19 protein-coding genes and 1 pseudogene are annotated in these 20,905 nt (G+C 51.7%); 8 read left to right on the top strand and 12 right to left on the bottom strand.

Annotation, left to right across the window (positions count from 1 at the left end; all coding sequences use genetic code 11):
* Positions 1-31 precede the first annotated feature (31 nt).
* Positions 32-907, top strand: coding sequence for a LysR family transcriptional regulator (locus tag OIM03_02805; GenBank protein ID HJI73204.1), 876 nt, complete (start codon positions 32-34; stop codon positions 905-907).
* A gap of 429 nt (positions 908-1,336) precedes the next feature.
* On the opposite strand, the gene OIM03_02800 is transcribed toward OIM03_02805, so the two are convergent.
* From OIM03_02800 to OIM03_02785, 4 genes are all read right to left on the bottom strand, one after another.
* Positions 1,337-1,975: a hypothetical protein gene (locus OIM03_02800; GenBank protein ID HJI73203.1), complete on the bottom strand. Its 639-nt coding sequence runs from the start codon at positions 1,973-1,975 to the stop codon at positions 1,337-1,339.
* Between the two features lie 82 nt (positions 1,976-2,057).
* A complete protein-coding gene (gene purB, locus OIM03_02795) occupies positions 2,058-3,350 on the bottom strand; it encodes an adenylosuccinate lyase (GenBank protein HJI73202.1) in 1,293 nt (430 codons plus the stop codon).
* On the bottom strand, positions 3,351-4,751 hold the full coding sequence (locus OIM03_02790; GenBank protein HJI73201.1) for an FAD-dependent oxidoreductase: 1,401 nt from the start codon (positions 4,749-4,751) through the stop codon (positions 3,351-3,353). It abuts the gene before it with no gap.
* A 692-nt stretch (positions 4,752-5,443) separates the two neighbouring features.
* Entirely contained in the window at positions 5,444-6,091 is a 648-nt protein-coding gene (locus OIM03_02785) for a metal-dependent transcriptional regulator (protein ID HJI73200.1), read from the bottom strand.
* Between the two features lie 455 nt (positions 6,092-6,546).
* Here OIM03_02785 and OIM03_02780 point away from each other — a divergent pair, with 455 nt between their 5' ends.
* On the top strand, positions 6,547-6,720 hold the full coding sequence (locus OIM03_02780; GenBank protein HJI73199.1) for a hypothetical protein: 174 nt from the start codon (positions 6,547-6,549) through the stop codon (positions 6,718-6,720).
* An 85-nt stretch (positions 6,721-6,805) separates the two neighbouring features.
* Here OIM03_02780 and OIM03_02775 read toward each other — a convergent pair whose 3' ends face one another.
* From OIM03_02775 to OIM03_02760, 4 genes are all read right to left on the bottom strand, one after another.
* Positions 6,806-7,429, bottom strand: a complete 624-nt coding sequence (locus tag OIM03_02775; protein ID HJI73198.1) for a YybS family protein — start codon at positions 7,427-7,429, stop codon at positions 6,806-6,808.
* Positions 7,426-7,719 (bottom strand): GIY-YIG nuclease family protein, encoded by a 294-nt coding sequence (locus tag OIM03_02770; protein HJI73197.1) that lies wholly within the window; start codon positions 7,717-7,719, stop codon positions 7,426-7,428. The genes OIM03_02775 and OIM03_02770 overlap by 4 nt, the downstream gene beginning before the upstream one ends.
* A gap of 356 nt (positions 7,720-8,075) precedes the next feature.
* Positions 8,076-9,332, bottom strand: a complete 1,257-nt coding sequence (locus OIM03_02765) for a GNAT family N-acetyltransferase (protein ID HJI73196.1) — start codon at positions 9,330-9,332, stop codon at positions 8,076-8,078.
* A 20-nt stretch (positions 9,333-9,352) separates the two neighbouring features.
* The gene (locus OIM03_02760; GenBank protein HJI73195.1) at positions 9,353-10,282 is read right to left on the bottom strand and encodes a phosphatidylglycerol lysyltransferase domain-containing protein; all 930 of its coding nucleotides are present in this window, start codon (positions 10,280-10,282) and stop codon (positions 9,353-9,355) included.
* 340 nt (positions 10,283-10,622) lie between these two features.
* Between OIM03_02760 and OIM03_02755 the strand changes: the two genes are divergently transcribed.
* Positions 10,623-10,994 (top strand): RidA family protein, encoded by a 372-nt coding sequence (locus OIM03_02755; protein HJI73194.1) that lies wholly within the window; start codon positions 10,623-10,625, stop codon positions 10,992-10,994.
* 69 nt (positions 10,995-11,063) lie between these two features.
* Positions 11,064-11,582: pseudogene (locus OIM03_02750) on the top strand (nitroreductase family protein).
* 336 nt (positions 11,583-11,918) lie between these two features.
* Here OIM03_02750 and OIM03_02745 read toward each other — a convergent pair.
* Positions 11,919-12,407: a GNAT family N-acetyltransferase gene (locus OIM03_02745; GenBank protein HJI73193.1), complete on the bottom strand. Its 489-nt coding sequence runs from the start codon at positions 12,405-12,407 to the stop codon at positions 11,919-11,921.
* 128 nt (positions 12,408-12,535) lie between these two features.
* Positions 12,536-13,246 carry an SIMPL domain-containing protein gene (locus tag OIM03_02740; protein ID HJI73192.1) on the bottom strand — a complete coding sequence of 237 codons (711 nt, stop codon included), beginning with the start codon at positions 13,244-13,246 and terminating at the stop codon, positions 12,536-12,538.
* 138 nt (positions 13,247-13,384) lie between these two features.
* Between OIM03_02740 and OIM03_02735 the strand changes: the two genes are divergently transcribed.
* On the top strand, positions 13,385-14,008 hold the full coding sequence (locus OIM03_02735; GenBank protein HJI73191.1) for a LysE family translocator: 624 nt from the start codon (positions 13,385-13,387) through the stop codon (positions 14,006-14,008).
* Positions 14,009-14,345: 337 nt separating this feature from the next.
* Here OIM03_02735 and OIM03_02730 read toward each other — a convergent pair whose 3' ends face one another.
* On the bottom strand, positions 14,346-15,011 hold the full coding sequence (locus OIM03_02730) for a DUF3298 domain-containing protein (protein ID HJI73190.1): 666 nt from the start codon (positions 15,009-15,011) through the stop codon (positions 14,346-14,348).
* A 28-nt stretch (positions 15,012-15,039) separates the two neighbouring features.
* Positions 15,040-15,702, bottom strand: coding sequence for a hypothetical protein (locus tag OIM03_02725; protein ID HJI73189.1), 663 nt, complete (start codon positions 15,700-15,702; stop codon positions 15,040-15,042).
* Between the two features lie 190 nt (positions 15,703-15,892).
* Here OIM03_02725 and OIM03_02720 point away from each other — a divergent pair, with 190 nt between their 5' ends.
* From OIM03_02720 to OIM03_02710, 3 genes are all read left to right on the top strand, one after another.
* On the top strand, positions 15,893-17,623 hold the full coding sequence (locus OIM03_02720) for an ABC transporter ATP-binding protein/permease (protein HJI73188.1): 1,731 nt from the start codon (positions 15,893-15,895) through the stop codon (positions 17,621-17,623).
* The gene (locus OIM03_02715; protein HJI73187.1) at positions 17,620-19,284 is read left to right on the top strand and encodes an ABC transporter ATP-binding protein/permease; all 1,665 of its coding nucleotides are present in this window, start codon (positions 17,620-17,622) and stop codon (positions 19,282-19,284) included. The genes OIM03_02720 and OIM03_02715 overlap by 4 nt, the downstream gene beginning before the upstream one ends.
* A gap of 84 nt (positions 19,285-19,368) precedes the next feature.
* Positions 19,369-20,433 (top strand): iron-containing alcohol dehydrogenase family protein, encoded by a 1,065-nt coding sequence (locus tag OIM03_02710; GenBank protein HJI73186.1) that lies wholly within the window; start codon positions 19,369-19,371, stop codon positions 20,431-20,433.
* Positions 20,434-20,905: the final 472 nt, after the last annotated feature.

Here is a 20,905-nt window from a genome sequence, read left to right as displayed (position 1 = left end):
CCTGTACAATGAAGAAATAAGGAGGTGTTCCATGGAAATCCGTGTATTACGATACTTTCTGGAAGTGGCGAGGGAAGAGAATATCACGAAGGCGGCGGCTTTTCTCCACGTGTCGCAGCCGACGCTGTCACGGCAGCTGAAGGAGCTGGAGGAGAAACTGGGCCGGCCCCTTTTTGTCAGGAGCAGCCACCGCATCCATCTGACGGACGAAGGGCAGCTTCTCCGGAAACGCGCGGAGGATATCCTCGACATGGTGGACAAGACGGCTTCTGAATTCAAATCACTGGATGAAATCACCGGCGGCGATATCCGCATCGGGTGCGCGGAATCGTCCGGGCTGTCCTTTTTCATGCATGCTGCGCGCGTGGTGCAGAAGCGGTACCCGAATATCCACTTCCATTTCTACAGCAGCGGGACGGATGCCGTGACGGAACGTATCGACAAGGGTCTCCTCGACATGGCTGTCATCGTGCAGAGCGCCGATCTTTCCAAGTACAACTGCCTCACTGTCCCCTACAAGGACTGCTGGGGCATCATTGCAAGGGACGATGATCCGCTGGCAGGAAAATCCTGCATCACACTTGATGAATTGAAGGAGCTTCCTCTCATCGTGTCCCGTCAGGGCATGCAGGAAGAACTGCTTTCCTGGTTCGGAGAAGAAACGCCCCGCCTCCACATCGCGGCGACGTACGATCTTCTTTTTAATACGACGCTCATGGTGAAAGAAGGACTCGGATACCCCATCGGCTTTGACAATCTTGTCCATACAGGAAAGGGAAGCGGCCTCGTCTTCATCCCGCTCTCCCCCGAGCTCTCCTCGCCCATGCATGTCATATGGAAGAAGTACCAGGCATTCACGCCGGCGGCAAAGATTCTGCTGGAAGAGCTGGAGAAGGAGCTGAGATGAGGGGGCTTTGGAGATTAGAAAACCGTACAACAGAACTTCGTTCGTAAAAACCCTTACAACCGCAGCAAGCTGCGCGGGAGATGAACTTCATTCGGCGCATGCGCGCCACCTTCCTCTACGAGGCAAGGTCAAACACCCTTAAACCGAACTTCGTTCGTAAAAAACCTTACAACCAGCCTGACGGCTGTCGGTAATCAACCCTCTTGAAAACCATAAAACCAAGGCTTTGCCTTGAGGAAATGCAACTCATCCGCCCCGTACACTAACTTATGAGACATTTGTATTGCTACCGCTACTATCAACTGGTATACGGCGCACCTTCTCTTCCAGAGCAAGGTCAAAGGCATTCTTCCCCGTCTGGGAAGGCGAGTATAGAACCCCACATAAAAAAGATGCACAGCGTTTTGTTGTGCATCTCTTTTTGTTTTTTTATCTTCTGCCTGGTTTTCTGAATCCGGGTCTTGGGGGTCTCGGGCCTTTGGGGCCTTTGCCTTCCTGTGCTTTGGCGATGGCTTCCTGGGCTTCGCCGCCTTTGCCCAGACGGCCGGTCTGGACGGAGGTTTTCTTGGCTGTCATGTACCATACGTGGAGTTTGTCTGTCTTGCCTTCTTTGATGCCCTTGGCTGTGGGATCGTTCGGGTAGAGTTTCACGTAGTTGGACATGGATTTCTTCGCGTTTTTCTTGTCATCAGAGGAGACGAGTTCGATGTCCATCGCCAGTTTGATGAGGAATACGAGAAGAAGGAAGGGATAGACGGCCAGGATGTAGATGTCCTCTACGTAGGCAAGGCCGATCATGACGAGGGCGCCTACGATGCTGAATACGCAGACGGCTGCTTTCAGCGTGAGGGATTTCCTGAACATCGGCTCCATGGCGGAGAGCCAGATGTTGCCGTTGGATTTGTAGTAGTGCAGGAATTCCTGGTTCTTGAAGTTTTTATCGCGGCTGTGGGCTGCGACGATCTGGTCCACGATGTTCGTCACGTTCTTCTTCATCTGCAGCATGCGGTAGTTCAGAACGAAAAGGACGGTCGTGAGGATAATGACAAGGATGACTGTCAAGTTCATGAATGGTGCTCCTTCTTCGGCTTATGTGTGAGAAATCCGCCCGCGTTGGCAGGCGGATCCTCATAAGCCTTCAGCTTTTTGATTAAAGTCCGAATCTTGCGAAGATTTCATCGACATGGACGAGCATCGGCTTGTAGTCGAAGCATGCCTTGATTTCTTCTTCGTTCAGATACTTTCTGACGTCTTCGTCTTTGCAGAGGTTTTCGTAGAAATCTTCACCCTGCAGCCAGCGTTTCATAGCGTTTCTCTGTACCCAGCGGTAAGCGGTGTCTCTGTAAGCGCCTTTGGCAACGAGGGCCAGGAGTACTCTCGGGCTGTAAATGAGGCCGCCGGTGAGGTTCAGGTCAGCCATCATCTTTTCCGGATAAACGAGGAGCTTGTCGATCAGGCTGGTCGTCTGGTCCAGGATGTAGTCAAGAGCGATGGTAGCATCCGGAATGATGACACGTTCTACGGAAGAGTGGGAAATATCTCTTTCATGCCAGAGCGGAATGTCTTCGAATGCCGGTACGCTGTAGCCCTGGATGACTCTTGCCATGCCGCAGATTCTTTCGGATTTGACCGGGTTTCTCTTATGTGGCATTGCGGAGGAGCCTTTCTGTTTCGGGCTGAAGTATTCTTCTGCTTCTCTGACCTCGGTTCTCTGCAGGTGGCGGACTTCCAGAGCGATCTGGGAAAGAACGCCTGCAATGACGCCGAGGGTTGTGATGTATTCAGCATGGTGATCGCGCTGAACGACCTGGGTAGCTACGACTTCAGGAGTGAGGCCGAGTTTCTGGCATACGTAGGTTTCTACGAATGGATCGATATCCGCATAAGTGCCGACAGCACCGGAGAGTTTGCCGACTGCCATTTCTTTAGCAGCACGTTTCATTCTTTCGATGTTGCGGAGGGTTTCGGAGTACCAGAGCAGAATCTTCAGGCCGAAGGTGGTCGGTTCAGCATGGACGCCGTGTGTTCTGCCGATGGTTGGTGTGTACTTGAATTCCACAGCTCTTCTCTTCAGGACTTCTGCGAGTTTTTCCAGATCGGCAATGAGGACCTGGGATGCCTGTTTGATCTGGACATTGAGTCCGGTATCCTTGACATCGGTGGAGGTCAGGCCCATGTGGATGTACTTGGCTTCATCGCCTACGTATTCGCCGACGTTTGTCAGGAAAGCGATGATGTCATGGTTGATTTCATGGTCGATTTCATGAATGCGGTCTACGTCGAAGTTTGCCTTTTCCTTGATGACCTTGACGGCTTCTTCAGGAATGCGGCCCAGTTTCGCGTTTGCTTCGCAGGCTGCGATCTCGACATCCAGCATTGTCTGCCATTCATTTCTTTCGTCCCAAATCTTGCCCATTTCAGGGCGTGTGTACCTTGGAATCATTTAAATATCCCCTTTCGGTTGACCAATGCGGGCGCAAATTTCACGACCCACGACTACGCCGGCTGCGGAGGCCTGTGCAAGACCCCTGGTGATGCCGGCTCCATCACCAATAGCAAAGAAATTAGGAATCACTGTTTCAAGCTTGTTTGACAGCTCGATCCGGGAGGAATAGAACTTCACTTCTACGCCATAGAGAAGCGTGTGGCGCGAATTGGCTCCCGGCGCTACCTTATCCAGCGCTTCGAACATCCCCATAATATCCTTTAAGAAGCGATATGGCAAGACCAAAGATAAATCTCCCGGTGCAGCGGATGGCATTGTCGGCTGAACAAGGCCTCTCCTGATGCGTTCCGGCGTCGAACGGCGTCCGTCGCGAAGGTCGCCCAGACGCTGTACGATCGGGCCGCCGCCCAGCATATTGGCCAGGGATGCGATATACTTGCCGTATTCGATCGGTTCATGGAAAGGTTCGGTGAACTGCTTGGAAACGAGGATCGCAAAGTTTGTATTCTGGCTCTTCTTATTCGCATAAGAATGGCCGTTGACCGTCATGAGGCCGTTGTTATTTTCCGTGACGACGAAGCCGTACGGATTCATGCAGAAGGTGCGGACGCGGTCGTCGAAGTCTTCAGAGAAATAAACGAGTTTGGACTCATAGCAGAGGTCGGTGATCGGTTCATAAATCTCAGCCGGAGACTCTACGCGGACACCGATGTCGACAGCATTCGACTTCGTCTTGAGGCCCAGGCGCTTCGCCTCGCCGGCAAACCATTCAGCGCCGTCACGGCCCGGAGCGGAAACGAGGTACTTGCAGTGGTACGTTTCTCCGCCAGCCACAACGCCAAGGACGCTGCCGTCCTTATCCGCCAGAATCGTGTCGACCGGCGTCTGTGCGATGACGGTCACATTATTCGGCAGGCTGTCTCTCATATGGGAGAGAATTTCACTGTTCACGTCCGTCCCCAAATGACGGATGCGGGCAGGAATGAAAGCCAGGTCAGCCGCAGCTGCCTTTCTCTTCAGCGCATGGAGCTCTTCCAGATGCTCATCCCCGTAGACCTTCCTGTCTGCACCGCCGAACTGGCAGTAAATGGAATCCACGTAGGAAATCAGGCGGGACAATTCGCCCTTATTCATGTAATCGTCCAGATTGCCGCCGTAATCCGTCGTCAGCGTCAGCTTCCCGTCAGAGAAAGCCCCCGCTCCGCCCCAGCCGGAGACAATATTCGCGCGCCTGTCGCTCGCCGGCGCCGTCCCGTTCTTGTTCAAAGCGATACGATCGCGGATATCCAGCCCTTTTTCAAGAATCAGCACAGAAAGGCCCGTATCTGCGATTTCCAGCGCAGTGAAAATCCCCGCAGGGCCTGCGCCAATAATAATCACATCATAATTCTTAGCCATGTAACGCACTTCCGATTTCATCAAATCCGGCGAAAAGCGCCGTTCCCGCCCGCCTCTGGGAAAACAGGCAACAAAAAAGCCCCGCATGGGGGCCGGATCATCTGTAAAAGATTATCCCTTTTTTTATTTTACAGAAGTGAAGAAGGAAATGCAAGGGAAAAGGAAATAGGAAATCACTAGATGCAAAAAGGGGCTGTGACAAAATCCGTTAAAACGCTGCTTATCCCTTTTCTCGAGCGAAGCTATATAAGTTTAAAACAAACAAGAACTGATTTCTTTTGTTTCTCATCGCAGAGCTGCCCCCAACGGAGGGAAGTGCCCGAAGGGCGAAAGGGGTGTAGTTTCTAAAAAGGCGAAGCATCATCGCTCAGGGTGTTAACCTTGCTCCGAAGGAGAAGGTCCAGTCGGAGACCGGGAATACAGTAGTTCTCGAGCGAAGCTATGTAAGTTCAAAACAAATAAGAACTAATTTCTTTTGTTTCTCATCGCCGAGCTTCCCCCAACGGAGGGAAGTGCCCGAAGGGCGATAGGGGTGCAGTTTCTAAAAAGGCGAAGCATCCTTTGAGGTTTTCAGATAGAACCAATAAATACATTTGTTAGATAATCCTTTACTGGAGTATTCCAATAGCAAAAAGGAGCCGTAGCAAAATGATTGAACATTTTGTCACAGCTCCCTTTTTATTTTTACTTCATTAGTCGTCGTCAACGAAAATCTGCTGTGCTGCCTTGTAGCTCAGGGAAATGTCCCCGATCGGCGTAGAGAGAAGAATCGGACCTTCGTAAGGTTCCTTCTCCTTCACAGTCACTTCCATGTCGATGCCGATATTCTTGCCCTGGACATAATCCATCAGCGTGTAATCTTCCATGACACGGCGGATGTGGCTCATCTCGCCCACTTCCAGATCGCTCAGGAGACGGTGCGTAATGCCGGAACGGCTGCCGTCCTTTCTCGGAATCGGATCACCGCGCGGTGTGTGGACCGGATGATCCAGGAAATTGTCCAGTCTTTCAGACAATGGTTCCGTCGTCTGGTGTTCCAGACCCTCTGCGATTTCATGTGCCTCGCTCCAGGAGAAATCCAGTTTCTCTACGAGGAACACTTCCCACAGAGAATGATAACGCAGCAGACGGCCTGCCTCGCGGCGGCCCTTTCTCGTCATCTTGCTGCCCTTGTATGCCGTATAGTCCACATACCCCTGCTTCTGCAGTTTCGTAATCATTTCACTAACAGACGGAGGCGATACATGGAGCATGTTTGACAGTTCCTTGTTCGTCACCAGCTCATGGGATTCGCTGATGAGATAAATCGCTTTCAGATAATCTTCCTTGCCGGATGTCATTTTCTTTATACCCTCTTTCTCTCATCATCACCGGGAAAAATAGTCATTCCCTAAATTTTTATACCGATACTCTTGTTTAATTTTATTATATGCCATCCAGTAATTTTTTTACAGTATAAAAATTGATTTTTGGGAAGAAAATCGAAATATAAAGCGGCATCTTCTTCGAAAATTACAGGTTAACCATAAAATGTTAAATAATTAATAAACAAATCTTTATACAGGTTAATTCAGAACAATTTCCATTTCAAGTGCCTTATTCCCCGATATTTTCGAAAGAAATGAAGAGCGCAGAACCATTTCAGAACGGTTTCAGGCCGCTTTTCTGCGTTGACAATCCCTGACAGCCCCCTTATAGTAAAAGATACCCGTTTCTATTTTAGCCATAATAAAAAATTTCCTTTTATCAGGCTGGAATATTTTCTGAATCATATGATTCAACAAAGGAGAAGTATATGAAGAAACTCATCGCAGCAGCAATCCTTTTCACTGCCCTCTTTGCAGGCGCCCAGACTGCATCCGCTGATGTCTATGTCCATGGCTACCAGCGCAACGACGGTACCTACGTACAGCCCCACCACCACACGTATCCTGATGGAAATCCCTACAACAATTACAGCTACAGATAAAACGCCCTCTGGACAGCCAGGAGACAGATAATCTGGAAATAAAAAAGAGAAGCCTCATCACGAGACCTCTCTTTTTCTATTTTTATCATTCTCTTCTTCCTGCCTTGATGCGTTTCAGGATGTCGCTCCCGATTTCCAGATTCAGGTACGCATAGCAGTATGCATTCAGGACGAATATCAAAGCCACCATGATAATGCCGGACGTCGTGAAGACTGTCTTGCCGGGATCCGGGTCGAAGCCGAAAATCTGAGACAGCGGCTGCCATGCCCAGCGGACGAACGTCACCAGACGGTCGATCATCGACGAAAGCGCATCCGCGATTCCCAGAATATAAATGGAGAAAACAATCTTGTACGACATTTCCACGATATAGGCAAGCGCCGTCAGATTCAGCGTCTTTGCATACGACAGCTTATGACGGAAGCCATACCCCATCGCAAGACCGAGAGCCGCCGCATAGAAAGCCGTCGTCAGCCCGATTTCAGGCCCGCCGAACATATTCACGATCAGGACTTCAGCTACGCAGGTGCCAAGTCCCCATTTCATGCCATGGAAATCACAGATGATGGCAATCGGAACTGCCGCCGCAATCATCGTGACGAAAACCAGGAACGGCGCCAAAAGCTTCAGCAGCACCAGGAGTGCCGCAATCGCAGCAGCCGCCGCTGCCTCCGTCAAATACTTCGTTCTTCTAACAGCAGGATTCACGTTTTCTCCTCTCCGAAAGAAGCCGCCATGGCCTCCTTCTCCTCTTTCTTCATACGTTTCAAACGGTATTCCATCGAACGGGCCTCATGCTCCGTCCCCCACTCGCGATACCACGCCAGAACCACAGGAAGCCGGCTCCTCGTATACCGCGCGCCCTTCCCGGAATTATGCACCGCCACACGCCGATGCACATCATCCACCGTGAATCCCGTATAAAGACTCCCGTCCGCGCACCGCACCATGTAAGTAAAATACTTCCGCTCTTCCTTCTCCGTCGTTTCTTCGCTCATGTCCGTTTCTTCTCATTACCACAGGAAAATAATATCCTTTATTATACCATGGAGTGCATAGAGGAAATTTATAATGTATCAGACAAAAGGGGCTGTGACAAAATCCACCAAAGTGCTGACTTCTTTTCTCGAACGAAGTTCGGTTTAAGGGTGTCGGAGCTTGCCCCGTAGGGGGAGCTGGCGGCGGAGCCGACTGAGGAGGTTCATTTCCTTCGAGCGCAGCGAGGTTGTTTGGTATTCAGACCAAGTCAATGCTTATAAATGTTAGATAATCTTTTAACGGAATATCCCAATTGAAATAGGGCTGTGGCAAAATAATTAACCATTTTGTCACAGCCCCTTTTATTTTATCCTTATTAGAACCATTCGTTGATCCAGTTTCTTTCTCTTGGGAGCATGGCTACGGCGAGGTCCACCGCTTTTTCTGCTGCTTCATCGTCAGAGAGAAGAATTGTTGCTCTTTCTGCTTCGACGAGTTCGGAGAGGTCGGCTGCGCCCATGAAGAGTTCAGCGAGGCTTCCTGCGTCGATGCTGAATACGGGATCAGGGACCGAGCCCAGGCGGAGGCCTGAGATGTCTTCGATGTGGCATTTCAGATCGTAGAAGACGTCTTCCTTCAGGGCATGGATTCTGCCGTCCTCGGCGCGGAGGACGTAGATGCCGCTGTTTTCAGGAAGGAAGGAGTCGATGAGCTGGAATGCGATTTCTCCCTTGATTTCCTTGCTGCAGGGAAGGCCGTCAAAGGCGATGACAGGGTCGATGACGCGTCCGAGCATGAAGGAAAATGTGCGGTTCTTGATATATGTATGCTCGGCGCCGTCCTGCCAGTAGCGGAAGGAGTGGTCGTCAAGCGGTTCGTACCATACGCAGGTATCGACGGAGCCCTGATGCCCTGCCATGAAGGCATAGAGCGCTTTGCGTCCTGCTTCGTTCTTGAATGCCATTTCAGAGGCGATCAGTTTTCTGTCGTCCAGGGTGTAGAAAAGGTATCCGGACGGGCCTTTTCTGTCATAGGTGACAGCGATATAGCCTTCAAGAAGCTGTGCATCGATGTGCTTTTCCCAGGATACTTCGTCCCTGTAAGCCCAGCCGTTTCTCTTCTTTGTATATTCTCTGTAAATGGAAGCGAGGTCTTTCCAGTCATTGGAACTCGTGAGCGTGCGGCAGGAATCGGCTCTTCTTCCCAGAGCTGCGAGCTTTTCAGGTGCTGCGCTTCTTTCCCACTGGTGGGCATAGAAGCCAAAGCCCATCGGCAGGTAGAAGGAAGCGGCCGACGGCATCAGGATGACGAAGGGCTTGTCTTCTTTCAGCGCGAGGTGGAATTCGCCGCGGATGAGCTCCTTGGCGTACCCTCTCATGCGCGCTGCCGGGTGCGTCGCAACGCCGACAATGTAGTCGACAGGATAGCGGAGCCCCCTGATAGAAAGGTCATACGGACGGCGGTGCAGGTCGCATGCGATGCTGCCCTGGTTCTCACCTACGAGGATTTCCTCAGGCTTGGCAAGCTCTTTGAAGTACCATTGAAAGAACGGATCTGTCGGCGGTTCGAAGCAGTAGCCCCAGAGCGCCTTTACATCAGACTCGTCGGAGAGTGTAGATTTGCGGATTTTCATCTTTCCTCCTTGTCAACAGGTCAGTCAGATGATTTCTTCAGCACGACATCAAACTTTTCAGTCAGATGATCCGGGTTGTAGCCCATCTTCGCCTCACGCAGGCCTTCGATGCCCAGGTCTTCTTCGCGGTTGACGAATTCCGTGTCGGCAAATTCATGGATCAGGAAATCCCTGTTGATCGCCTGATATAATCCCCTGATATTCGGATTTGCCTTTTCAAAAATAATATGTGCCATTCTTTCATTGACAAGGTCGCCATTGGTGAAGGCTTCCACCTTGCCGTAAATACGAATGATCGCGCCTTTGACGCCCAGTTCATCCCAGTTGTCAAAGCAGATCTTCATGGCTTCCTCTTCTTCCTCGATGTCGCCATGACGTTCGAACCATTCATGGATGCCCGCTTTCGCATCTTCCATGTTTTCCTTCGTGATCGATTCGTAAGTGTAATCCCCGCCGTACTGACGGAGGAATGCATTCAGGTGATTCTTCTTCATGCGGAGCTTCTTGCCCGGCAGGCTGATCATGTCAGCGGTGCGGTATACGTACTCCTCATTGTCTCTGTCTTCGATGAAATCATACTTGCCCGGCAGCAGTCTTTCGATCTGTTCCGTCACCCAGCGGGATGCGGATTTCAGACGGAAAGGCATGCCCAGCTTATCGAGTTCTTCATGAATCAGGTCAAGGCCATGCTTGAATTCCTCTTCTTCCTTGGCAAATGGCGGAAGGAAGAAAAGGTCCTTGCCATGTCCTGCTCGGATGAAAAGGATATTATCCTGAACAGCCCAGGACGTGTCGTGCGCCTTCTGCCAGATGAAAAGCGTATTGAATGTGCAGTCGATCTGCTCATAATGGTGAATGCGGAAGAATCCGTCGATCATTTTCTTATCTTCTATGCGAAACGGATGAAATTCTATGATGCCCATCTCCTTATAAATTTGTTCTGTATACATTGTTTCGTATATATTTAAATTTTTGAATACTATCTGTTTCTATTCTACCACATATATCAAGGAAAGGAAAAAACGCTGTAGCAGAGTGAGCAATCATTGTGACTCTGCTCTTTTGGAAAATCAACCCTATCCCCCGCGTTCCGCGGTTCCCCTTCCCCGTCTGGGAAGGCAAGCCGGTATCGACTTTTACGATTATCAACATTTGTTTGCGGATTGAAAATTCTATAGATACCTGCGGCGTCCCTACAGTGGTTCCCCTTTGGGTACTTCTTGCTTTTATATCTATTTAAGGTTTATATTTAGGTCAGAATCTTTATATTTTTCCATTGGAGGGATTTCTATGAAGACTATTGAAACGAAGCATGCTCCGGCTGCTCTGGGGCCTTATTCTCAGGCTAAGAAGGTCGGAAATCTTGTATTTTTATCCGGTCAGATCGGAATCAATCCGGAAACGGGAAAGCTTGCTGAGGGTCTGGAGGCTCAGGCTGAGCAGGTTTGCGCAAATATCGAGGCTGTGTTGAAGAAGGCTGGCGCAGATATGGAAGCTGTCGTGAAGACGACTTGTTTCCTGACGGATATGGAAAATTTCGCAGCTTTCAATGAAATTTACGGGAAGCATTTCATCAGCAAGCCCGCCAGAAGCTGTGTGTCTGTCCTGGCTCTCCCTGCTGGGGCGCTTTGTGAAGTGGAAGTCATCGCTCACGTCAAATAAGGAGGATTTCTTATGGATTTCAAGTCGCTTTGCACCGGATGCCGTGCGTAACGCCGTTTCACGCAGGAAAAGATCGCTCCGGAAGTATTGGATGAATTGATGGACAATGTCCGCATTGCGAACAGCGCGATGAACGGGCAGGTGCTCCGTTATGTGCTGGTAAAGGATCCGGATCTTGTCGCCAAGATGCAGCCGATGATCCACTGGGCCGCTGCTCTTCCAAAGGAGCTCGGCACGCCGAAGGTTGGCGAACAGCCTACAGCTTTCGTCCTCATCTGCAAGGAAGGCCGCGGCAATCCGTGGGCTGATGTGGATGTGGGCATCGCAGCAAGGACGATTACGCTGAATGCGTACAGCTACGGCATCGGCTCGGCTATGCTGGGCGCTGTCGAATTCCCGAAGATGACGGAGCTCCTCGGGGTTCCGGAAGACTGGAACCCGCGTCTCCTGATTGCTCTGGGATACCCGGGCTGCAAGAGCACGATCGTCGACGTTCCTGAGAATGGTTCGATCAAGTATTATCTGGATGAAAACAAGGACTACTGCGTCCCGAAACGTCCGCTTGATGAAATCTGCATCAAGAAATAGGGAAATAGAAAAGGACTGCGGAAATACGAGATGTATTTCTGCAGTCCTTTTTGTGTGGGAGAGGAAGAAAACCATACAACCTCGCTGCGCTCGGTGGAAATGCAACTCATCCCTTTACTTATTAACTGCTGTTTCCGCGCAGCTACAGATAAAAGATAAGCTGCGCACCTTCCCCAGAAGGGAAGGCTTCACAAGGAATAAAGAAAAGATTTCCAATCTGATTTGTTTTGGACCTTTCGTAATCCTATCCAAACCTTCCCTTCCAGGGCAAGGTCAAAGGCATACTTCCCCGTCTGGGAAAGCAAGTAATACGGCATGGCTCTGCTTTGGGCTCTTTTATTTTTTTGTTTGTATGGACATGTCGTACCAGGTTTTGTTGCCGTATTTGAGGGCGTTGATGCCGTCTAGTTTGTAGCCTAGTTTCTTATACAGCGGGACGAGGTGGTCTTCGCAGATAAGTGTGAGGCGTGTGCAGCCCAGGGTGGCCGAGAGGTGTTCGGCTTGCTTCAGGAGCTTGGTGCCTATGCCTTTTCCCTGATACTTGGGATCGATGGCGAGGTAGAGACCCATGAAGGTGGTGGGATTTTCTTCGGGGCGGGCTTTCTTTTCGTACATCCAGCCCTGTATGGATGTTTCTCTGGCGCCAAGGCCGCAGATGAAGCCGAGGATTTCTTTCCCTTCTCTGGCAAGGAGGAAGCCTTGCGGGAAGTGTTCTACGTGGGCGGTGAGGATGGGCTTGGCGTAGTAGACTGTGCTTTTGAATGCCGCGGTTGCGATTTCTTCGATGCGGTCAATGTCTTCTATGGATGCGTTTGTGATTTCCATTTCTTTCTTCCTTTTTGTTTTTTTATTATTCTAGGCACTTTCCCTGAAAATTTGCAAGGAAAAAGGACCGTGACGAAATGATTATCCATTTTGTCACAGCCCTTTTTTCTTTTTATATAAAATTATCCTCAGGCAATTTCAAAGACGACGGTGACGTGGCTTTCCATTTTGGAATCACCGGGGTCTACGGGTGTCGTCGTTTCCACGTTGTCGCGGGCAGCGGCGGCTTTGAAAGACATCAGGCGGTACGGGACGACGTTCACGCTGTCTTCGTTGACGGAGATGACGTTCACGACGGTACGTCCGAGGGCTGATGCCAGGATGTTGGCTTTATTTTTGGCATCAAGGGCAGCGGCTCTTAAGGATGCGTCCTTGAATTTCTGTGTATCGCTCACACCGAAGTCGACGGAGTCGAGGCGGGTGGCGCCTGCATTGATGGCTGCATCCATGACTTCACCTGTCCTTGCAATGTTGGTGACGGTGACGTTCATGGTGTTGTTGCAGATGTATTTCAGGTCGGTTTTTCTTCCCTTGTTGTCGTAGTTCTGCTGCGGATAGACGCTGTAGTTCTGTGTTTCGATCTTGGAAGCGTCGGCGCCTGCTGCAATGACGGCGTTTCTGACGGCGGTCATCGTGTTCGCATTTTCACGGACGGCAGCTTTGCTGTTGGCAGATTCTGTCTGTACGGAAATATGAAGGGTGGCAATGTCGCTCTTGGCGGTCACTTGTCCCGATCCGGAAACGGTGATGCTTCTTCTGGCAGGTTCTTCTGCCTGCGCTGTCATGGTAGAGAATACGAGAAGACTTGCGGCCGCAAGGGCCAGCCATTTCTTTTTCATGGGAACCTTCCTTTCATTTGTAAAATAATTGACTATAAGTCATATTATACACTCTTAGGGGATCAGGGTCAAATTTCCCGCCAGAGCACCGCTGAAAATGATATAATAATTGAAATTTACTTTTGAGGAGGCGAAGAGATGGATTTAGCGAATTACTTGTCTTTCCTTGGCGCGGCGATCCTGCTGACGCTGGCTCCGGGGCCGGATAATATGTACATCCTGACGAAGAGTCTTTCGGCAGGGCCCAGGCAGGGTGTGACGCTGGCGATGGGGCTGGCGACGGGTCCTCTCTGGCATACGCTTCTTGTCATGGCAGGTGTGGCGGCTTTCATCCAGAGTTCGCCGGCGGCTTTCATGGTCTTGAAATACTGCGGCGCGGCTTACCTCCTCTATCTCTCCTACGGCGCTTTCCGTTCGAAGGGTGCTTCGATCAAGGCGGGCGACGTGGTGGACAAGTCGGAGAGCTTTGCGCTCTACAAGAGGGGTTTCCTCATGAATGCGTCGAATCCGAAGGTGCTTCTTTTCTTCCTCGCGATTCTTCCGCAGTTCGTCCAGCCGAATGGGTTCCTCTCCCCCAGTCTTCAGATCGGTCTTCTGGGGCTGACGTTCTCCATCCAGGCAGCCATCCTCTTCTCGATCGCCGCCATCTGCGCCGGCCAGCTAAAGGATACCCTCATCCGTCATGAGAGCTTCCCGCTCATCATGAGCCGCGTGGAGGGCACGCTTCTCCTCCTGATCGCCATCGGGCTGATGTTCCTGTAATGAAATAAAAAGGAAGTGCGTTCTTTGACAGATGCACTTCCTTTTTTGATGGGTAGGATGATTAAAACCGTAAAGGATGCTTCGCCTTCTTAGAAACTGCACCCCTTTCGTCCTTCGGGCACTTCCCTCCGTTGGGGGCAGCTCTGCGATGAGAAACAAAGGAACTCAGTTCTTATTTGTCTTAAACTTATATAGCTTCGCTCGTGGAAATCAACCCTAACCGCCACTTCGTGGCCCTCCTTCCCCGTCTGGGAAGGTAAACACCTTTAAACCTCGCTTCGCTCGAGAAAAGGAGAAGCAGTGTTTTAGGAGATTTCTACAGCCCCTTTTAAAATGCTTATTTCTCCGGGACTTCGCCCATGTCTATGACGATGAAGCCTGCGGCATAGGGAGCGATGGCGTATTGCTGGAAGACGAAGTAGAGGTGATTGTTTTTGTCGATGTAGAAGGTTTCCGGGAATTTGTTGATCTTGTAGTCCTTGAAGAGGAAGAGGTGGTTGGCCTCTGCCTGAAGGGCGGTCTGGCGGCGGAGTTCTTCCAGGGTGAGGTTCGGCATTTTCTTCTTGAGGTCTTCGAAGGTGACTTTATGTCCCATCTGGTCGAAGGTCAGTCCCTTGGCATAGGTCAGGGGATGCGCCGCATGGTAATAGTAAACGGATTCGAAGAGGAGAAGGCTGGTGTACGGATCGTTTTCTCCAACCATACCTTCTTTGTAGTTGATCCATCCCTTTGTGCCGCCTCCGGTGCGCTGATTGGCTTTTGCCACATAGCTGGCAAAGCGGTCGATTTCTGTATCGATGGCGCTGTTGATTCTTGCGCGGCGAAGGAGATTTGCGTCTTTCGAGACGGCTTTGCGCACTTCCATGGTGCCGTCTTTGTAGGATTCAGAAACAATGGCAGGGCCTTGCGCCTGTTTCAGTGTCTCGGCGGTGTACGCTTCAGCGGTGCCAATGGCTGGAAACAGGAGCAGGGCAGCCATAAGGCCGATTTCCAATTTCTTCATAGTGATTCCTCCTTGATGGAATGCCGGGTCAGACTGTCCCTATCGGGACGCAGAAGACGCCGTACTTGTAAAGCGTCCTTTCGCCCGGCTGGTAAATGGCATAGACGACGCCTTTCTTCGACACGTAGTAGTTCGTGGGAAGGGCCGCCTTTCTATGAGGAAGCAGCATGATCCCCGCTTTGGATGCATATGCCTGTATCCTTTCCTCCGCATCGCCTGCTGTCATGCGCGGAAAGAGACGCTTGAAGGGAATGAGATTTCCTCCCGCGTCAAAGTTGAGTCCCTTCACGAAGAGGGAGGAGCCGCTTGCGCTCTTCCATTCCTCGATGAGGACAAGGCTTGTGATCCCCTGCAGGTTGCTGTAGTAGTTTGCGATAAGACCTTCATTCCACGTCATGATCCCCGTGATGCCGGCAGGTTCCCTGGAAAGTTCGTCCAGGAAATTCCTTTTCTCCCTGGCAATCGCCGCATTGACGTAGCCTGCGAAGTTTTCATTGATGCCGTGCGCAATCAGGTACGGGCTTTTGAGGTAAGCACGCGTGAGATGGTAGTCGTCTGTGCGGAATGCCCCGGACTGCTCCGCCGGATTTCCGGAAAGTCCCGGAAGGGAAATGGCGGCAGCATCCGCTCCGATGCTTCCCCCGAGTGCGAGTACAAAAACGGCCGCTGCAGCAGCTTTTTTCCAATTCATACAAGGTCCCCCTTTATTTTCCTCATATCTGTTTCTCATTATATACTAAAAAACACTTTGCCAAAACAGGAAAAATTCTCATTTGTCATTCTTGTTTCTATTTTAAGTATTGTTTAAAATCATGTGTCTCTCTCTGAATTATAATAGAGAAAAAGGAAAAATTCAGGAAGCAGGAAGAAAGAAGATTATTATGAAGAAATATACGCCGTCGGATCTTCTCTATTATTTTGCGGGAGAGAAGAAGGTCCTTTTGTACGTGACGATCAGCGGGCTCATCTACAATGTGGGCATGACGCTCTCTCCCTGGTTTGAAGGACAGCTGGCCCAGTACGTGATAGATATCCTGGGCGGCGAGCGAGCGCCTTCGGCTATGCTGCGCCTCGCTTCGCTCTACCTTCTGACGATCATGATCGTGCAGGGCTGCCGCGCTCTCAAGCGTCTCTACGTGCGCCATTTTGCGAACGACATCTCCCTTGCGATGAAGGCAATCCTTTACCGCACGCTCATCCATCAGGAAACGGCGAAGGCGGGCGAGACGGAAGGATCCCTCATGACGCGCGTCGTCTCGGACGTCGATGCCTGCGTGGAAGGCATGCGCAAATTCACGACGGAGGTCTTCGACACGGGCGTCGTCATGGTGGCTTATGCCGCGCTCCTTTTTTACTATGACTGGAAATTGACATTCCTCGTCCTTCTCTTCCCTCCGATTGCCTACTTCATTGCCGGCCGGCTCAAGAAGGTCGTGACCGACAGCGCACGCGCCGGGAAAGAATCAAGCGGGCGCCTTTCTGACCGCACAATGGACCGCATCAGGAATGCGCTCACTTACCGCATTTTCGGCGAGGAAACGGCGCAGGACACCATCTATGAGACGTACCTTGCCGATTATAAGAAGAAGACCGTCCGCGCCAATCTATGGGGCAATACGATGGAGCCTCTTTATGAAGTCATCGCCATGACGGGCGCATTCTTTATCATCGTCCATGGCGGCAGGAACGTCATGGGGACGGGCTGGGCTTCCTGGGACATTGCGGCCTTCTCCGCCTACCTTGCCTGCTTTGCGCGCCTTGCGGTGAAAGCCTCCCATGCAGCGCATCTTTTCAATGCTGTGCAGAAAGCGAAGGTGTCATGGGTCCGCGTCCGTCCTTACCTGAAGGATATCGAGGAGACAGAAGAAAAAGTGTCCCCGTCTGCCGATCTTTCCGTCAGCCACGTTTCCTTCACCTACCCGGGCGGCGACCACCCGATTTACAAGGATTTCAATCTTGAAGCCAGGTCCGGTGAATTCATCGGCGTCACAGGGGAAGTTGCCAGCGGGAAATCGACGCTCGGCCGCACATTCCTCTGCGAGTACCCTTATGAGGGCACGATCCTTTATGGAGGAAAGCGCCTTGGAAGCGAAATCGACCCCATCGGCACAGTCGGCTACATGGGCCACCGCCCTGAACTTTTCTCCGGAACGATCGAGGACAACATCCGCCTCGGAAAGCCCGGCGATCTCGATGCTGTTCTTAAAGCTGTCGAGATGGACAAGGAAATTTCCTCCTTCCCGGATGGCATCCACACGATGATCGGAGAGGGCGGCCTCCGTCTTTCCGGCGGCCAGCAGGCGCGCGTGGCTCTGGCCCGTACGCTCTACCACAAGCGCCCGCTCCTCATCCTGGACGATCCCTTCTCCGCCGTCGACAGAAAGACGGAAGAGGAAATCCTCACCAACATCCGCCCGATGCTGAGGGATTCGATCGTCATCCTCATTTCTCACCGTCTCCATTTCTTCAAGGACTTCGACCGCGTCGTCTGGATTTCTGGCGACGGAAGTGTAGAGGTCCTTCCCCATGAAGAACTTCTCAGCAAGAACAGGCAGTACCGCCGCCTCTGGAAGATGCAGCACGCCCTCGCGGAAGGAGGGGACGATAAATGAACAAAAAGAATCCCGTCGACACGAAGCGCCCGCTTTATTCCATTTTCCGCTATGCTGCCCTGCATAATAAGAAGCTGACCATCGGGCTCGTCCTTGCGATCCTCATCTCCGTCACCGTTTCCGTCACGCCGCCGCTGATCCTCAGGCGCATCGTCGATGAACTGACGGCAGAAAATGCGACGCTTCCCTTCCTCCTCCAGGCAGGCCTTCTCTACTTTGCCCTGACAGCCGTCTCGGGCATTGCAGACTCAGTCAAGGAAACGATCATCACGATCTTCGGCCAGCGCTCGACGCGCCACATCCGCTCCTTCATGGCGGACAAGCTCTCGCGCCTGCCCTCTTCCGTCTTCATAGAAAACGACAGCGGTTCGCTCGCCTCGCTCTTCGTGAACGACGTCGATACCCTCGAAGACCTCTTCGACTCGGGCATCATTTCCATGATTTCCGACGTCTTCCGCATCGTTTCCATCCTCTGCGTCGTCTATTTCCTGAGCAAGGGCCTCATGATCCTGCTCTTCTTATCGCTGCCGATTCTCTTCCTCCTCACGAGATCATTCCAGCGCCGCATGCTCTCCGCGCAGCTCGACAACAGGAAAGCCGTCGCGGGCATCAATCAGGCGATCCCTGAAACGATTGCCAGCATCCGCACGATCCGCCTCTACCACCGCGAATCCTTCATGGAAGAAAGGTACGGGAAATCCGTCCGCGCGGGGTTTGACGCAATGAACCGGAGCAACCTGTACGACTCGATTTACTCGCCGATCATCATCACGGTGAGCTCGCTTATCATCGCCATCATGGTCGTTCTCTCCGTCAGCCGGAGCGACTTCCAGGCACTCTTCGGCATGAGCGCAGGTACCGCCGTCGCCCTCATCGCCTACGTCGGGAAGGTTTTCTCGCCGCTCGAAAGCATCGGCATGGAAATCCAGAATATCCAGTCCGCTATCGCAGGCTGCAAGCGGATCGGCGACTTCCTTTCGGAAAAGGAAATGGAAACGCCTTCCGCAGCAGTTTCTGAAAAAGAAGAGAATATCCCGATTTCCATCCGCCATCTTTCCTTTGCCTACGAAGACGGAAAGCCTGTCTTCCACAATTTCGACCTCACCATCCATGAAGGCGAGAATGTCACGCTGATTGGAAGGACAGGCTCGGGCAAGAGCACGCTCTTCAAACTCATCTGCGGCCTCTACCAGCCATCTGAGGGCACCGTCCGCATCTTCGGCCGCGCGCCGGAATCCATCCCTGAAGAGGAAAGAAGAAAGGTATTCGGCCTCGTCGAGCAGCAGTTCAAGCCAGTTTCGGGAAATATGCGGGACCAGATTACGCTCTCCGATCCCTCCATTTCCGAGGAAGACGTCAGAAGAGCACTGGCCGAGACAGGCATCCTTCCTGCCATCGAAGACTTGCCGGAAGGTTTTGATACCCCTTACGACCCGGGCCTCCTTTCACAGGGCCAGTTCCAGCTCCTCTCCATTGCCCGCGCGACCGTCACGAATCCGCCGCTTCTCCTTCTCGATGAAATCACGGCGAACCTTGACTCCGTCACAGAGAAGCAGGTCCTTGACGCCCTGCGCGCTGCTTCTGAAAAGCGCACGGTGCTCTCCATTTCCCACCGCCTCTTCGAAGCCGCGGGAGGCAGGCAGGTCCGCATCGGCCATTGATTCTTGAAGAGACCATCCGATTCGACTATAATACCTGTATACATCCAAGGCCATAAGCCTTTTACATAAGAGAGGGGATCATTTATGAATAGTACGTATTTACCGCACTTCACCATCGGCAGCGATGCCTATGACAAGATTCCGGATATTTGCGGCGAATATGGAAAAACCGCTGTCATCATCGGCGGCACCAAGGCTAGAATCGCCGCTGAACCGCTGATCAGAAAAGCCGTCAGCGGAAAGATCGATATCACCGGATCCTTCCTCTACGGCGACGACGCTACATTTGAAAACGCCGAAGCACTGACAAAGATCCCGGAAATCCAGGAAGCCGACATGATTTTCGCCGTCGGCGGCGGCCGCGCGACCGACACCTGCAAATGGGCTGCGCACCTCCTGAAGAAACCGATTTTCACATTCCCGACACTCGCATCCAACTGCGCCTCCGTCACTGCCGTCTGCATCATGTACAACCCGGACCACAGCTTCAAAGGCTCCATTTACAGAGAACGCGGTGCATGGCACACCTTCATCAATACGGAAATCATCGCACACTCCCCGCGCCAGTACTTCTGGGCAGGCCTCGGCGATGCTCTTGCCAAGCAATATGAAGTCCCCTTCTCCGCCAGAGGCATGGACCTCACATGGATCCAGCAGACCGGCGTGAACAATGCACAGAACGTAGCACCGGGCATTCTGAAATACGGCAAGGAAGCCCTCGCTGACGTAGACAAGGGAATCGTGACAGACGCTCTCGAAGCAGCCACCCTTTCCATCATCGTAGCTCCGGGCATGGCCTCCGTCTGCATCGAGGATGACCTCGACTCCAGCCTCGCGCATGCCATCTACAACAGCCACACCCGCACCCCGCACAAGGGCGAGCACTTCCACGGCGCCGTCGTCAACTACGGCCTTCAGGTCATGCTCACCATGGACGGACAGATCGAAGAAAGAGACAAGATCTACAACTTCGCCAAATCCATCAACCTTCCGCACTGCCTGGAAGACATCGGCATCGACCCCAAGCACCCCGATGAACTCGTAGAAAACTGCCTCCATACCAAAGATATGAGAGTCAAGCCATACGACATCACCTTCGACATGGTCTACAAGGCTATGATGGATGTTGAAAAACTGAAGGATAAATAAATAAAAGGATAGTGAAAAAGGACTCTTGATGAGTCCTTTTTTTGTGGGGGGAACCGGGCAGGCATGGAAAGGCAAAACCGGACAACCGAGCTGACGCTCGAGTGAGAAGAAAAAACCGGACAACCAAGGCGATGCCTTGAGAAAAATGATTAAAACCAGACAACCGAGCTGACCCGAGTGGAAAATGCACCCCTTTCGGCGCATACGTGCCACTTTCCCCTAACGGGGACAGCTAATACCACAAAACCTCGCTTCGCTCGTGGAACCTTTTTATAAAAACCAATGAATACTACACCCCTTTCTTCGGCAACTTTAGAAAATGTATTCTTTAAAACCTTCACAACCAGCCTGCGGCTGAGGAACTACTGTATCCACCACAAAAGTGGTCCCCCTTTGGTATGATTCAACAAGAAAGACAAAATAATATCATAAATATATTAGGAGGTCATTCTTATGCCATGTAAAACCAAAG

The organism is Veillonellaceae bacterium, assembly GCA_025992895.1.
In the GTDB taxonomy this organism is placed as follows: Bacteria; Bacillota; Negativicutes; order Veillonellales; family Dialisteraceae; genus Dialister.
The sequence above is the reverse complement of the archived record's forward strand: the minus strand, read 5'-3'. Positions and strand labels throughout refer to the sequence as shown.

Excerpts from the sequence above, each read along its gene's own strand:
- OIM03_02730 (HJI73190.1), bottom strand. The coding sequence starts at position 15,011 with ATGAAGAAATTGGAAATCGGCCTTATGGCTGCCCTGCTCCTGTTTCCA.
- OIM03_02740 (HJI73192.1), bottom strand. The coding sequence starts at position 13,246 with ATGAAAAAGAAATGGCTGGCCCTTGCGGCCGCAAGTCTTCTCGTATTC.
- OIM03_02805 (HJI73204.1), top strand. The coding sequence starts at position 32 with ATGGAAATCCGTGTATTACGATACTTTCTGGAAGTGGCGAGGGAAGAG.
- OIM03_02755 (HJI73194.1), top strand. The coding sequence starts at position 10,623 with ATGAAGACTATTGAAACGAAGCATGCTCCGGCTGCTCTGGGGCCTTAT.
- OIM03_02710 (HJI73186.1), top strand. The coding sequence starts at position 19,369 with ATGAATAGTACGTATTTACCGCACTTCACCATCGGCAGCGATGCCTAT.
- OIM03_02715 (HJI73187.1), top strand. The coding sequence starts at position 17,620 with ATGAACAAAAAGAATCCCGTCGACACGAAGCGCCCGCTTTATTCCATT.
- OIM03_02760 (HJI73195.1), bottom strand. The coding sequence starts at position 10,282 with ATGTATACAGAACAAATTTATAAGGAGATGGGCATCATAGAATTTCAT.
- OIM03_02725 (HJI73189.1), bottom strand. The coding sequence starts at position 15,702 with ATGAATTGGAAAAAAGCTGCTGCAGCGGCCGTTTTTGTACTCGCACTC.
- OIM03_02745 (HJI73193.1), bottom strand. The coding sequence starts at position 12,407 with ATGGAAATCACAAACGCATCCATAGAAGACATTGACCGCATCGAAGAA.
- purB (HJI73202.1), bottom strand. The coding sequence starts at position 3,350 with ATGATTCCAAGGTACACACGCCCTGAAATGGGCAAGATTTGGGACGAA.
- OIM03_02735 (HJI73191.1), top strand. The coding sequence starts at position 13,385 with ATGGATTTAGCGAATTACTTGTCTTTCCTTGGCGCGGCGATCCTGCTG.
- OIM03_02780 (HJI73199.1), top strand. The coding sequence starts at position 6,547 with ATGAAGAAACTCATCGCAGCAGCAATCCTTTTCACTGCCCTCTTTGCA.
- OIM03_02765 (HJI73196.1), bottom strand. The coding sequence starts at position 9,332 with ATGAAAATCCGCAAATCTACACTCTCCGACGAGTCTGATGTAAAGGCG.
- OIM03_02800 (HJI73203.1), bottom strand. The coding sequence starts at position 1,975 with ATGAACTTGACAGTCATCCTTGTCATTATCCTCACGACCGTCCTTTTC.
- OIM03_02785 (HJI73200.1), bottom strand. The coding sequence starts at position 6,091 with ATGACATCCGGCAAGGAAGATTATCTGAAAGCGATTTATCTCATCAGC.
- OIM03_02770 (HJI73197.1), bottom strand. The coding sequence starts at position 7,719 with ATGAGCGAAGAAACGACGGAGAAGGAAGAGCGGAAGTATTTTACTTAC.
- OIM03_02720 (HJI73188.1), top strand. The coding sequence starts at position 15,893 with ATGAAGAAATATACGCCGTCGGATCTTCTCTATTATTTTGCGGGAGAG.
- OIM03_02790 (HJI73201.1), bottom strand. The coding sequence starts at position 4,751 with ATGGCTAAGAATTATGATGTGATTATTATTGGCGCAGGCCCTGCGGGG.